We start from the raw sequence: 14,025 nt of genomic DNA on the forward strand, positions 1-14,025 counted from the left end.
AAAGATTCATTGTGAAATACAGTGTAGATAATGCCTACTATAATATGCTGCAATGTATTGAGTTATGCGTAATTCATATCATACTTTATGATAATAGGTATAATGAGGTTCGTTTTTTAAACCGTAGGTAGCCAGATTTATTCCATATGCTGAGTATATTTGCAAGGCTACTGATATTCGTGGAAATACTTGTGGCAAGTATATTAGCTGGCTTATTGGGGTCATTAACAGGATTAGGGGGTGGTACAGTCCTAGTTCCTGTATTAACGCTCTTCCTAGGTATACCGATAGCCTACGCAGCTGGTGCAGCCTTAATATCAACAATATCAACATCCAGTGGTGCAGCTAGTGCATACATAAAGGATAAGATAACTAATATTAGAATTGGTATGGGTCTTGAAATAGCCACAACCACTGGTTCAATAGTTGGGTCATTAACGGTCGCCTACATTTACTCACATAACTTAGAGTGGATAGTGTACGTTGTCTTCGGTATAGTTATATTAATGTCAATAATACCAACCGCCCAGAGGAGTAAGTATGAGATCCCTGACCCTAAGCCGCCTGATTGGACAACTAAGGTGTTTAAGCTATATGGTAGTTACTATGATGATGCCTTGAAGATGGAGGTTAAGTATTGGGGTGTTCGTTGGTGGTTGGGTGAGTTGATTATGTTTTTTGCTGGTTTTATTAGTGGTTTGCTTGGTATTGGTAGTGGTGCTTTGAAGGTTCTCGGTATGGATTGGGCAATGAACCTACCAATGAAGGTAAGCACAACAACAAGCAACTTCATGATAGGAGTAACAGCAGCCACAGGGAGTAGTATATACTGGTACCTGGGCTATATTCAACCATTCATAGCTGCAGCCACCGCTATCGGAGTGCTAATAGGTGCAATGGCTGGTACAAGGATACTAGTTAGAATAACTAATAAGCAGGTTAGGTGGGTGTTCTTAGCTATATTAGCCTTCTTAGGTATGGAGATGCTGCTTAGGGGCTTATATTTGAATCACCTACTAGTTATACCAGTGGCGTTACAGTACGCGTTAAGCCTAGCATTCACAGTGGTGGTGATGGTTACATTATTCTATAAGTATGGATTAAGGACTAAGGTTATTGAACGTAAGGGTGAGATGCATGGTTAAGTGGGATATGGATTATGTAATAGGGTTGGCGCTTAGAATTGGTGTAATAATAAGTGTAGTCTTAATATTAATTGGGGTAACGCTACTGGTTATTGAGGGTAAGGGTTTAGGTTATAGTGATTCCCAAATAATGAGTGTTAGATCCCGCGTTAACACAACATTATTACCACCATCAGTGGCATTAACAGGCTTAAGTCATGCAGATGGCTTATCCTTCATAGTCCTCGGATTAATGTTACTGATATTAACACCTGTGATTAGGGTGGCTTTAGGTATAGTGTCCTTCACCATGGAGAAGGACTGGATTTACGTGGTGATAACTATTATCGTTTTCATTAATCTAATGTTAGCAATATTCGTGATCCCGGCATTACTTCATATTTAAACTCAGAATTAAGGCACTTCAACCTTAAAGTTGAAGCCTAATCTACTTAATTCCTCAATAACCCTATCTACAGCTCCCTCCTCAGGTGGTGTTTCAACTATTACATCTACCTCAGTGTAATTGGGTCTTATTAATGGGTTATACCTCTCATGCCTAATTTCAACAATATTAACCCCCAGCCTACCTAGAACACCAGTTACCTGGGCAAGCATACCTGGCCTATCTGGTATAAGTCCCTTAAGCATAATTAATCTCCCTGTTTGAACAAGTCCCTTGTAAAGGACCTTGGCAAGCATCGTGACATCAATATTACCTCCACTAACAACAGCCACCACATTACCCTTAACGTTAATTTTACCGCTCAGTAACGCAGCTACAGCAGCTGCTCCAGCCCCCTCAGCTATAACCTTGGCTGACTCGGCCAATATTAGTATGGCGTTAACTATTTCCTGGTCACTGACTAAAACCACATCATCAAGCGTATTCCGCATTATATCGAAGGTTAAGTCCCCAATCTTCTTAACAGCTATACCATCAGCGATAGTGTCCGTGTTCTCTACCGTAATGATCTTACCTTGCTTAAGGGATAAGTATGCTGAGGGAGTTATCTCGCTCTGCACCCCAATCACCCTAGTGTTTGGGCTAATAGTCTTAATAACTGAGGCGATACCTGATATTAATCCCCCACCGCCCACTGGGACTATTACGTAGTCAATATTCTTAAGATCCTCAATAATTTCCCACCCTATTGTTCCCTGTCCAGCAATAACGAATGGATCATCATATGCATGGATCATTTTTGCCTTAAGCTCCTTAGTTAACTCTATAGCATACTTCTCAGCCTCATAGTAAGATTGACCCTCAAGTATGACTTCTGCACCATACTTCCTGGTATTGCTTATTTTAATCCACGGCGTGTACTTAGGCATCACTATCGTAGACTTCAAGCCATATATCTTAGCGACGTATGCAACGCCTTGAGCATGATTACCAGCTGATGCAGTGACAACATGCTTAACGTCATCATTAATATAGTGTGTTACAGCGTTGTAGGCGCCTCTAACCTTGAATGACCCAGTTTTTTGAAGTGCCTCAAGTTTAAGGTAAACATCGGCATTGGTTAATGAACTTAATGTATCGGATCTATAGAGGGGTGTTCTATGTATTATACCCTTGGCTTGAGCATCCTTAATGAGGGTTAAAGCCTCCCTACTGAGTTCGTAGACCTCATTAACCCTTGTGATATATAATTCACCAGATAGAATAAAGAACCCTAGTTTATATTTATTGCTGGGTAGGTTTAGTAGAGGTACTGGGTTTCGTGACCCTCAGTATCCTTCTTAAGGTTGATTTTTTAATACCCAATTGCATTGAAACCTTATCATACGATACCCCCTTCTTAACCAATTCATTTATCCTATTTCTTAAATCATTCAACTCAGTCTCATGCTCAATTGTAAGTATTCTAGCTATTAGTCTCCTAACGTACCTCATTCTCCCTGGATTATCAACAACACCCCTACCTCTTTGGGTCTCTAGCCTTATTAATTCGCTCCTAAGCTCATTAAGTAGCCTTAACCTATCCTCTCTACTCATGTTCTTAAGATCCCTCAACTTAACCTTCTCCGGCATTAGGGGGTTACGGGGTTAAGTGTTTTTAAGCTTAGTCTAGGGAAGAATCCTAGGAATTACCTCTTATCCTACTTCCTCTTACCTAGATTCAAGTTAATGCATCATCATAACCTAATAGTAGGTTAATAAATGATGCAGGAGCTTTTATTAATCAATAGCTTCCCTAGCCAATTACTGAGTGATGATTACCTTACTGTGCGTTAATGCTGATTTATATGCGGCATCAACAATCTGTTGAACATGATAACCATCCTCCTCATTAATTATTGGCTTCTCATTATTTTCAATGCATCTTACGAAATGCTTAACCTCATCAATATATGCATGCATTATTGACTCCTCGAAATCACCCTTCTCAATCACATTACCATTAAGGTCAGAAATCACGTAATTCCCTGTAACGTAACCCTCAACAGTAACCCTACCCCTCTCAGCGGTTAACCCCCACTTCCTCCAACTATGCCCCCCACTCCAGCTTAGGTGGAATATTGAGGAGGCCCCGTTATCATGCTTCATGAATACGGTCACGTTATCCTCAACAGTTATTCCACTGGTCACTGTTACTGCATCAGCATAAACCTCCCTAACCCTTCCAGCGTACCAGTAGTATTGGTAGAGGACGTGAACTCCATGCTCATTAAGAATACCCCCACTCACGCTCTTATCCTTAAGCCAGCCAGTGGTGGGCATTGTACCTAGGGCTATATGCCACATGGTCACTGGTTTACCTAACCTGGAGTCAAGAGCTTCCTTAACCATTATGTAGAGTTTATGGAACCTAAGAGTGAAACCAATCATTAACCTACCCCTACCCTTAGCCTCGTTGTATATTAGCCTAGCCTCCTCAAGGTCATTAGCCATGGGTTTCTCAAGAAACACGTAGTAACCCTTCTTAAGTGCGTAGACTGCTTGCTCCGCATGCAGGCTTGGTGGTGTTGCTATTATGACGCCATCGAATCCACCTTCATCAAGCATCTTAGCGTAATCCCTATAGGTTCTAATACCCATTTTAGAGTATTCCATTAGCCTCGCTTCATCAATATCGGAAACTGCAGTAACCTTAACTCCAAGTTCATTAACTAACTTAAAGTGGGTACTCCCCATTCCTCCAATTCCTATTATGCCCAGGCTAACCAATTTAATCACCCAAAAATCCTCCTAAGTGATGATGCGGCATCCTCAGCAGCCTTTAATGGGTCACCGGGATATGGTGGTATTTCAGCGGTTAATGGCCCCCCGTACCCTATTTCACTGAGTAGTTTCTTAACATTACCCCAATTAACGCTACCTGTTAATGGTATACCGAAAGTACACCTATTGGGTTCAGCTAGAAAATCCTTAGCATGCATGGCAACTATCCTATCCTTAAGCGTCATTATCCAATGCTCTGGTAAACTATGAGGTAAAGTATTACCGACGTCTAAGTATGCCCCAATGATTTTAGGGTCAAGCCCATCGAGGAGCCTCCTCATATCCAATGGGCTGGCGAATATCCTGTTCCAGACATTCTCAACACCAATAACTACACCGTGATCCTCAGCTATTTTAGCTAACCTAGATAACGCCATCCTGGCCCTTTCAATATGCTCCTCATAACTTAATTCAGTAACTGCAACACCTGGAACCACAAGAAGCACCTTAGCTTCAATCAAGCTAGCAGCCTTAGCCTCAGCCTCAAGGACCCTTGAAACCTTCTCAAACTGATCCTCAAGAATCATGTTAAACCTCCAGTAGAGGCCAGTGGCAATAGTGTATATGCCTATTCCAACACCCTCAGCCGTCTCCTTAATACTACTCCACTTCCTTGAAAAATCAGGCGAGTTTAAGGAATCTAAATCAGTTTCATCAATAACAGGTTCAAACAACTCAAACCCAGCCTTTTTAGCATGCCTAAGGGCATCATGTACATTGAGTGTTGGAGGGTAACTCCAGGCATTTACCCCTATCTTCACAGACACCATATTTAATTAAAGCTCCTAGTTATTAATAAGCATTATTTCATAGGATTTGAGCTAAACACTATTTAAGCAGGCGTAAATTTAGTTAAAGTACTATAGTAACTGATAGTTTTAAATTAATGAGTAAGGTTAGTGTAAATGACCCCTGCATGCATCCACACCAGGGTGAGGGCTAATTAGCCCTCACCCTTTTAATGTTATTAAATCATGTTAAGGATTAGTAATCTACTAGTATTTTAATTTTAAATAAAAATAAGTTATATAAAGTAAAACATAGTAGCACAGTTAAGGAGCCCAAACCTACACGCGTTCATACCATTGAAAGCCGGGGAAACCCGGTAAGTAAATGGTGTGGGTGCGTGCAGGGGGTTAATCCCTTACTGTTGCCTAATTCTTAATGCTACTGTATTTAACTGGTTCTTGGTTAAGAATTATGAATATTTTTAACAGGGTTTACATCATTAATGCGCTTTATGGGAATAAGCCTTGAAGGAGCCAAATCATGTAGAGCGGTATGAAGACTAATGATATTGTGTTAAGTAATTTAATAACAATGTGTAGTGATGGTCCAGCAGTATCTTTTAATGGGTCACCAACAGTGTCACCTATGACTGCGGCAGCATGGGTTGATGATCCCTTTCCCCCAAGATGCCCTGCCTCAATATACTTCTTAGCGTTATCCCAAGCCGCACCACCCCACATCATGGTTATAGCTAATACAATACCGCTTGCGGTTGCCCCTATTACTAAAGCACCCACTGCCGGTCCACCGAACAGTAATCCTATTATTAGGGGTGTTAGTATTACTGATAATGTTGGCGTTATCATGTTTCTTAACGCGAATTGCGTACTTATGTCCACTGCCCTATAATAATCAGGTTTCTCAATACCCCTCAGTATCCCGGGTTTTTCCCTGAACTGCCTCCTAACCTCCTCAACCATGCTCCATGCAGCCTTAGTTACGGCTCTTAAGGCTAAGGAACTGAAAAGGAAGGGTAACATTGCGCCTATTAGGACGCTTACCAGTATGTCAGCCCTCATTAACATTAGGTGGTTAAGGAGGTAATCCATGACACTTATGAAGCTTCCCAAGTTGAGTGACACATCAGTGGCTGCGGCCTGTATTACGGTTGGGTTCCTAGCGACATAATCCTGTATGAAGGCTTGAAACAGTAGTAGCGCTGCTAACGCCGCTGAACCCATGGCGTAACCCTTAGTGAGAGCCTTGGTAACATTACCTATTGAATCCAGTGGATCAAGCCTACCCCTAACCTCTGGGCTTAATTCACTCATCTCAGCTATGCCACTGGCGTTGTCTGTTATTGGACCTGCCCCATCAAGGGTCATTATTATTCCAGCTAAGGATAACATACCTAGGGTTGCTGCTGCTGTACCGTATATGCCGTAGATGAATTTAGCGATGGGAATACTACCTATGGTGTAGTTACTCATCACCACAGGTAATGGTGCGGTCATGCCTAGTGCAAACGATGCCAGTAGGGTTATTGCAATAACTATTATTGGCATGAAGGTTGCATTCATGCCTGTTGTTAAACCTTGAAGTATTGTTAACGCTGGGCTAACCCTAGATACCTCAGCAATCTCAATCACGGGCTTAGCCTCCCTGCCCGTGTAGTGGTTAGTCACTAGTACTATTATTATTGCAGCTATTATTCCAGTTAATGATGCTGTGAAGAAGTAAACCCAAATCTTCGGCATTAGGAGGTAGTATATTAGGAAGAATCCAGCAATAGCGGTTACGGCTGATGCTATCACGCCGTTCCTCAACGGCTCCATGGGATCCTTAAACTCACCTTGATAAGCCGATACCAAGACCCCTGGGACAGTTGCAATAACCCTAACCGCCCCTGTTAAGAATGGTAGGAATACAAAGCTCAAGGCCTCAGTAATGGGGTAACCTGCCTCAATTAGGAAGAAGTATACTGTCCAACCAACTATCATTGTTCCAAGCAACTCAGCTGTAACGGATTCAAAGATATCAGCACCCCTCCCAGCGCAGTCACCGACATTATCACCAACCTGATCAGCTATTACAGCTGGGTTCCTTGGATCATCCTCAGGGATCCCAGCCTCAACCTTACCCACGAGGTCAGCACCAACATCCGCTGCCTTAGTGTATATTCCACCGCCTATTTGGGCGAATAATGCCGATAAACTAGCCCCAAACGCGAAGCCCGCTAGGCCATCTAAGATAACCCTTAGGTTAAATGGTGTGGTTGCTCCCTCTACAATAATTGAGTAAACTATGAAGAGTAGAGCCAATGCAAATACGCTAACCGATGGTACGGAGAACCCAAGCACACTACCACCAAGTACAGCAACCCTCAGGGCATGTCTCACACCCCTCTTGGCGGCTTCGGTGGTCCTCACGTTAGCCTTAGTGGAGGCATCCATGCTTAGAAACGCTGTGGTTAATGATGCTACACTACCTAGTAGCACGGATACTCCAATTAACGTGGATTCAAGAGTAACCTCACTCCTTAGCTCAGGGTGCATGGGTAGAACCTTAATACTATAGCCAGCGTAAACACTAAGGGCTACTACCACTGATATCACTGCTGAGAAGAGCAATATAGTCCTTATTTGTCTCCTCATGTATGCTTTAGCACCCTCTCTTATTGCATTCCACACGTTAACCATGTTCTCGTCACCAAGCGGCTGTCTCTGGATCCATAGGTAAATGAAGATGGAGATAAGTATACCCACCAAGCCTGTTAATAATCCAACCAATACCAGGGGGTTAATCATATGTGGTCAGGTATTAGTGTAGGTGTGTTTTTTATCTCAGCATGGTGTAATTAGTGGAAATAAACATAATGGATAGGGGTGAGTTGTATTCTATAATTATAATTATTTAGATTTCACCAATATATATTTAGTTTATGTAGAAAGGTAAAATATATTATTAACTATTAATTTATAGCAATAAATATAATTTCATTTTTTACAATTATTAGCAATTAAGGTCGCTTTATAATAAAGGAATAATTAATATTTGTACATAACTTACAATAATTGCAGATGATGAAAATAATTGAAATAAAGTAATCTAGGTGATTAACTATTTTAACAAATATACGCAACCTAATATTGAGTGAATAATTATAAAGCTAAGTTAAGTGTAGTCATTATGAGTAATGAGGAATTCATAAACCTACTCAAGGAACTCTCCGAGGCGTTCGGTCCCTCTGGCTTTGAGGATGAGGTTAGGGAATTAGTGATTAAGGAAATGGAACCTTACGTGGATGAATTGGAGGTGGATAAATGGGGTAATGTTATTGGTGTTAGGTACGGTAGTAGGAGGGATCTTAAGGTAATGATTGCAGCCCATATGGATGAGATAGGTTTACTTATTGATAGTATTGATAAGAATGGTTTCCTAAGGTTTAGGGGTATTGGGGGATGGAATGAGGTAACTTTAGTTGGTCAAAGAGTAATCATTAAGACTCAGGATGGTGGAAAAATAAAAGGTGTAGTGGGTAGTAGGCCTCCGCATGTGACGCCTCCAGGAAAGGAGAGGGAGGCTCCGGAGATGAAGGAATTATTCATTGATATTGGGGCAAGTGATTCAAGTGAGGTTGAGAAACTTGGGGTGAGGGTTGGTTCAGTGGCGGTATTGGATAGGTCCTTTGAGGTCCTTAATAATGATACTGTAACCGGTAAGGCATTTGATGACAGGGTTGGGTTAGCTGTAATGCTGTGGATGCTTAGGCAATTAAAGAACCATGAGGTAACAGTGTACACTGTAGCCACTGTTCAAGAGGAGGTTGGGTTAAAGGGTGCGCAGGTTGCCGCTGACAGGGTTTACCCAGACTTCGCAATAGCCTTAGATACAACCATAGCTGCTGACGTACCTGGTGTATCTGAGCGTGAATACGTGTCTAGGCTTGGTGCAGGTCCAGCATTAAAAATAATGGATGGTGGAAGGGGCGGCTTATTCATAGCCCACCCAGGCTTAACTAACTACATTATTAATATAGCTAAGGCTAATAATGTGCCGTATCAATTAGAGGTATTGATTGGAGGCACCACTGATGCTGCTGGTATAGCCTTAAGGAGGGATGGAATACCTGCAGCAACAATCTCAATACCCACCAGGTACGTTCACTCACCTGTGGAGGTGCTTAAGGTAAGTGATGCAGTTAATGCATCAAGACTACTCACGCTAGTGGTTCAAGGGGCTAATGAAGGGTTAATAAGCAGTCTTAGGAGTAGGGTGATTAAGGGTGTTGGGTTTAAGGTGACTTGAAAACTTAATAACTCATGTGTTAGCTTACATTAATGTACCCGGTAATTGACTTACATGAGGACATAGCGTATCACTTAATGTTTGGTTCCAGGGTTCAGGACTTCAATATTGATGCTGAGGGTAGGCAGTCTGATATCCCCAAGCTTAAGCGTGCTAATGTTAAGGTAATCTTCGCCTCAGTATTCCCCATATTAACTACCTATAGTCCTAGCCAGGATGAGGCAAGGGTGCGTTCCTCATTACCCTACTCAACTAAGGGTGTTGCCCTTGAAATGGTTAAAACCTATTATAGACTCATTGATAGGTTTAATGACTCATTATCCTTAATTAATAATGTTGAGGATATTAATAATATCTTTAACACCAGTAAGATAGGTCTCCTAATATCAATGGAGGGTGCTGACGCCTTAGAGGATCCATATGACTTAGTTATCTTCCATAGACTCGGCGTTAATTCCATAGGAATTACGTGGAATTTTGATAATAAGTATGGGGCAACGTGCTTCACTAAGAAGGATTACGGATTAACAAATTATGGAGAGGAATTAGTTAAGTTAGCTAATAGGATTGGGGTTATTGTTGACCTAGCCCACGCGAGTAGGAGAACAATGATTGATGCATTATCAATCTCCAGGAAGCCTGTGGTGATAAGTCATAGTAACTCTAAGGCAGTTAATAATCACCCAAGGAATACTGATGATGAGGTACTTGAGTTACTTAAAAGTAATGGCGGGGTAATAGGTGTAACCATGATTCCTGAAACGATAGGACCCAAGCCGGCTGTTGATTCATTAATACAGCATATCAAGCATATACGTGACACGTTTGGAGCTGAGGTATTGGCATTAGGCACAGATTACTTAGGCATTAGCAGTACACCTCAGGGGCTTGATAATATAGCGGATATTAGTAGGCTTGTTAATGGGTTATTAAATGCTGGATTCAGTGAAAGGGAGGTGAGTGGTTTACTTTATGATAATGCATTGAGGGTAATTAAGGCAAATTTAACTTAAGCCACAGTCATTAAACTCATGGGTAATGAGGCCTTTAAATAATTAAATTAAGTAGTATAGGGCACCAGTTATACTGCCTCACTTACCGCAGGGGAATTAAGTCCTTTAATGTGAAGGTTACTTCTTCTCCTCAATGACTCTAATGGATTTAATGGGTAAGGTTACAGGTATGTTGGTTGCAGTATCGAATAGTAGTAGTTTAACCGTGTTGTTCTTCTCATCAACATCAACAACCTTAGCCTTAAATCCCCTGAATGGTTCCGTTATTATCTCCACGACATCATTGATTTGAACCTTAATCTCCCTCTTAATCATCTTCATTAATTCAGTTAAGGGAACCTTACCCATCATTAATCCCCTATACTGTTTTATGCCGGTTGATAGGTCAATGGCCACGTAGGAATGAGGGGTCTCTAGGTAAACCTGTCCCTGCACATTAGGTGGGACAACTATTGATGGTACATTATAGTACTTCCTCTTATCCTTCTCCATTAACTCAAGCCTAGTCCTAATAATGGCTGCAACATTATACTCCTGACCAGCAATAACTCTTACACCAATGAAGACGCACTTATCCTCCTGCATGAATTAAGAGTATTCAATAATTGTTAATAAGGTTTTCTAAACATTAATAATCATGGGTGAAATACACGTCTCGAGTCAAGGATCATTACCTAACGCAGCATCATGCATGTAATCACTGCAACTTAATTTAATAAACCCAGGGACCTGAGGATTAGGTTAAATGAATCATGACTTGGCTTAACCTTATATAATCTAAGTAATTTAATTAACGCATTAGTGTCCTGTAGGTTAAGGGCATTCCTAACCTTAGCCTGTAATGCTCCTTTACTGAGAATGAGTGCACTTACCAGTTGAGTAACATTGGTTATTGATTTAGTGAACACGCTTGCACTTTCGAAATCAATTATGTAAACTCTATTACTGATAATTACGTGTTCCCGAATCCTACTTAGTTCACTGTGGATTAACCCTATTGAATCAAGCCTAAAACCCTGCATTAATAGATCCTTAACCACAGCCTTAATTGAATCATGGTTAGCTTGATTAAGGTAAACCCCTAATGGCACCCCATTAATGTACTCCATTACTATAACATCATTAGTGTGATTAATTAGAAGAGGACCTACGTTAACTTCATTAGCTAGCTTAAGGTTACGTGCCTCATTAATAAGGCTGGGCCTTGGGGAATCAGGTCTCCTTATTTTGCATGCGTAATAGCCCTCAAGATTACTCACCCTGCACTTTAAAACAAAACTATTCTGTCCCTTACCAAGTAACTTAAGGCCACCTATGAATTCAATAGATCCCTCATTAATTAACTCAGTAATGTTCAAGCTTCTTAACTGCTTAAGTACATTATCAACATAGTTACTTGAGTAACCAATGCTACTGCATAATTTAATGAATAACTCATACACGGTGACTTTTACCTAAACTGTGGTTTTAAAGCCGTATCTCCATCATTACTGTAGCCTCCAATTACTAAACGTACCCTATTTTACGCCGTGGTAATTAAGCACTTAACACTGGGTTTTCGGGAATAGTTATTAAGTTAGTTTAAAGGCCGATTAACAAGTATGAGCATAATTGAGGATGCTAGGAAGGCATTATTGAAGTATCCATTATGTGACCACTGTTTAGGTAGGTTATTCGCATCAAGAGGCCTCATGATTAGTAATGAGGAGCGTGGTAGATCTATAAAGAATGTACTCTTCATGGAGTCTTTAAACTCCTCAACAGGCACGTATAATGAGGATACCTTGGTGGCGTTGGCTAAAAGTGGGCATAGGGAAAGCTTACTATTCCTGAGAAGAATGGGTAAGGTCATTGAGCAGCAGCCATGCTTCATCTGCGGTAATCTATTTGATAAAATTAATATTAATGATATTGTTAGTAAGGTTGAGGAGGAAATTAATAGACAGGGTATTGAGTTTAATAGTTTTCAAGTAGGTTCAACAGTCAATAAGGGGGTAATTGAGAATGAGGTTAAGGTATCGACGGAATTAGGCATAACAAGCAGTGAATCAATTAAGAGGGAATTAAATAGGTTGATTGGTAAGGTATTAGCAGATAAGCTGGGTAAAAGATACAGTAGGCTAAACCCAGATGTAGTGATTAAGGTGAATACTAGTGATGGTTCAGTAAGCGTTGAGGTTATGCCAATCTACATTGAGGCCAGGTATAGGAAGCTAATTAGGGGAATACCACAGGTTGGGGACTCCTCAGTGGCAAGTGTAGCTAGGGAGGTGGTGAGTGAGTTAAGGCCATTAAACGTGGTGCTTCACTTCGCCGGTATTGAGGGGCCTGAGGTGAGGGTGCTTGGGTTAGGGAGACCAATGATTATTGAGGCCACTAGACCCCTAAGGAGAAGCCTACCTGGGGGCATTATTACTAGGCATGGGGTTCAGTTACTTAACCTTAAGGCCGCTGGTAAGGTTCAGGTTAGGGAAATTAAGTCTAAGGCAGGTGAATTAAGGAGGGTTTTCAGGATTCTAGTTAAGTTACATGGTAGTGTTACTGATGAGCAGTTAAGGAGCCTTGAGGATTACTTCAGTAATAGGCAGATTAGGCAAAGCATGGGTAAGGGTAGGAGGGTTAAGTTGATTTACGGCTTGAAGGTGGTGCCGGTGCACGGTAGTATCCTTGAATTAATAGTGAATACGCAGGGCGGCTTCAGTGTAAGGAGATTCATTACCGGTGAGGGTACGGAACCATCAGTATCAGGAACATTAGGCATTAAGGTTACCCCCATTGAGATTGATATACTTAATATCTGGCACTAAAACCCCCACTAGCCCACCCTCCTGGCTAGTAAACCATACTCATTCTCACTAATTATGGTGAAGCCCGCTCTCCTTAACCTCTCAATAACACCACGCTTAACACTACGTCCCCTATACTTAATCCCAGTCATTGGTACATAATGGTACAGTAAACCACCCCTCTTCAATAACCTACTGTAAATCCTGTAAAGCTCCTCGGAGTATAGGGTTGTGAATCTTTTAGTGGGCCTGGGTGGGTCATGGATTATGAGGTCGAATACTGAATCCCTAATCCACTCAGCGGCTTCATAAATATCCCCAAGCACCAAATCAACCCTAGGGTCCATTAAGTGGCTGCTCCAGGGATTATACCTAGCTAGTTCAATTACATTATCATCAGCCTCCACGGTCACAACCCTCCTAGCACCCTTCCTAAGCGCCACCAGTGTGGTGTAGCCTAATCCAGTGCAGCAGTCTAAGACAATCCCCCTCACCCTCACTCCCCTTAACTTAACGTAACTGTAGCTTAATGGGTCACTCATCATAGTGTGCATCACTATCCCATCAATAACCAATGTTGGCGCCCACCCCTTATTTGAGGAGCATAACTTGTAACTATGCCCATTTGACTCAATGTACAGTCTAATTAGTGACTCCCCACTCCTAGTGAAGAGAGGCTTACACTGCTCCTGCCTATACTTCATTACTAATGACTCCTCATTAATATCCCAGTAAGTGTATGTGGTTTCTGATTTAGGCTTGAAGCTAATGATCCTCAAGGCTTAACCCTGGGTATTTTAGAAAAACGGTTTTAAAGCTCACGTGTATTGGTTAGC

The 14,025-nt window shown here is 41.5% G+C and carries 13 protein-coding genes; 5 read left to right on the top strand and 8 right to left on the bottom strand.

Going from position 1 to position 14,025, the window contains the following annotated elements:
- Positions 1-146 precede the first annotated feature (146 nt).
- Both CMAQ_RS04815 and CMAQ_RS04820 read left to right on the top strand, forming a co-directional pair.
- Positions 147-1,145 carry a sulfite exporter TauE/SafE family protein gene (locus CMAQ_RS04815; RefSeq protein ID WP_012185994.1) on the top strand — a complete coding sequence of 333 codons (999 nt, stop codon included), beginning with the start codon at positions 147-149 and terminating at the stop codon, positions 1,143-1,145.
- The gene (locus CMAQ_RS04820; protein ID WP_012185995.1) at positions 1,138-1,530 is read left to right on the top strand and encodes a DUF1634 domain-containing protein; all 393 of its coding nucleotides are present in this window, start codon (positions 1,138-1,140) and stop codon (positions 1,528-1,530) included. Before CMAQ_RS04815 ends, CMAQ_RS04820 begins: the two co-directional genes overlap by 8 nt.
- A gap of 8 nt (positions 1,531-1,538) precedes the next feature.
- Here the strand turns inward: CMAQ_RS04820 and ilvA are convergent, their stop codons facing one another.
- The 5 genes from ilvA to CMAQ_RS04845 form a co-directional block, all read right to left on the bottom strand.
- Positions 1,539-2,795, bottom strand: coding sequence for a threonine ammonia-lyase (gene ilvA / locus CMAQ_RS04825; RefSeq protein ID WP_012185996.1), 1,257 nt, complete (start codon positions 2,793-2,795; stop codon positions 1,539-1,541).
- 19 nt (positions 2,796-2,814) lie between these two features.
- Positions 2,815-3,162 carry a 50S ribosomal protein L29 gene (rpmC, locus tag CMAQ_RS10970; protein ID WP_012185997.1) on the bottom strand — a complete coding sequence of 116 codons (348 nt, stop codon included), beginning with the start codon at positions 3,160-3,162 and terminating at the stop codon, positions 2,815-2,817.
- 171 nt (positions 3,163-3,333) lie between these two features.
- A complete protein-coding gene (locus CMAQ_RS04835; protein WP_156769839.1) occupies positions 3,334-4,299 on the bottom strand; it encodes a Gfo/Idh/MocA family protein in 966 nt (321 codons plus the stop codon).
- A gap of 5 nt (positions 4,300-4,304) precedes the next feature.
- Positions 4,305-5,123 carry a sugar phosphate isomerase/epimerase family protein gene (locus CMAQ_RS04840; RefSeq protein ID WP_012185999.1) on the bottom strand — a complete coding sequence of 273 codons (819 nt, stop codon included), beginning with the start codon at positions 5,121-5,123 and terminating at the stop codon, positions 4,305-4,307.
- Positions 5,124-5,591: 468 nt separating this feature from the next.
- A complete protein-coding gene (locus CMAQ_RS04845; protein ID WP_012186000.1) occupies positions 5,592-7,889 on the bottom strand; it encodes a sodium-translocating pyrophosphatase in 2,298 nt (765 codons plus the stop codon).
- A 382-nt stretch (positions 7,890-8,271) separates the two neighbouring features.
- Here CMAQ_RS04845 and CMAQ_RS04850 point away from each other — a divergent pair, with 382 nt between their 5' ends.
- Both CMAQ_RS04850 and CMAQ_RS04855 read left to right on the top strand, forming a co-directional pair.
- On the top strand, positions 8,272-9,390 hold the full coding sequence (locus CMAQ_RS04850; RefSeq protein ID WP_048062951.1) for a M42 family metallopeptidase: 1,119 nt from the start codon (positions 8,272-8,274) through the stop codon (positions 9,388-9,390).
- A gap of 32 nt (positions 9,391-9,422) precedes the next feature.
- Positions 9,423-10,403: a dipeptidase gene (locus CMAQ_RS04855; protein WP_012186002.1), complete on the top strand. Its 981-nt coding sequence runs from the start codon at positions 9,423-9,425 to the stop codon at positions 10,401-10,403.
- A 117-nt stretch (positions 10,404-10,520) separates the two neighbouring features.
- Here CMAQ_RS04855 and CMAQ_RS04860 read toward each other — a convergent pair whose 3' ends face one another.
- Together CMAQ_RS04860 and CMAQ_RS04865 are read right to left on the bottom strand one after the other, a co-directional pair.
- A complete protein-coding gene (locus CMAQ_RS04860) occupies positions 10,521-10,988 on the bottom strand; it encodes a KOW motif-containing protein (protein ID WP_012186003.1) in 468 nt (155 codons plus the stop codon).
- Positions 10,989-11,110: 122 nt separating this feature from the next.
- Positions 11,111-11,845, bottom strand: a complete 735-nt coding sequence (locus CMAQ_RS04865; RefSeq protein WP_012186004.1) for an RIO1 family regulatory kinase/ATPase domain-containing protein — start codon at positions 11,843-11,845, stop codon at positions 11,111-11,113.
- A gap of 159 nt (positions 11,846-12,004) precedes the next feature.
- On the opposite strand from CMAQ_RS04865, the gene CMAQ_RS04870 reads away from it, so the two are divergent.
- Positions 12,005-13,210 carry a tRNA pseudouridine(54/55) synthase Pus10 gene (locus CMAQ_RS04870; protein ID WP_012186005.1) on the top strand — a complete coding sequence of 402 codons (1,206 nt, stop codon included), beginning with the start codon at positions 12,005-12,007 and terminating at the stop codon, positions 13,208-13,210.
- Positions 13,211-13,218: 8 nt separating this feature from the next.
- Here the strand turns inward: CMAQ_RS04870 and CMAQ_RS04875 are convergent, their stop codons facing one another.
- On the bottom strand, positions 13,219-13,968 hold the full coding sequence (locus CMAQ_RS04875; protein WP_012186006.1) for a spermine/spermidine synthase domain-containing protein: 750 nt from the start codon (positions 13,966-13,968) through the stop codon (positions 13,219-13,221).
- Between the last annotated feature and the right edge of the window lie 57 nt (positions 13,969-14,025).

It is taken from the genome of Caldivirga maquilingensis IC-167 (assembly GCF_000018305.1).
Taxonomy (GTDB): Archaea; Thermoproteota; Thermoprotei; order Thermoproteales; family Thermocladiaceae; genus Caldivirga; species Caldivirga maquilingensis.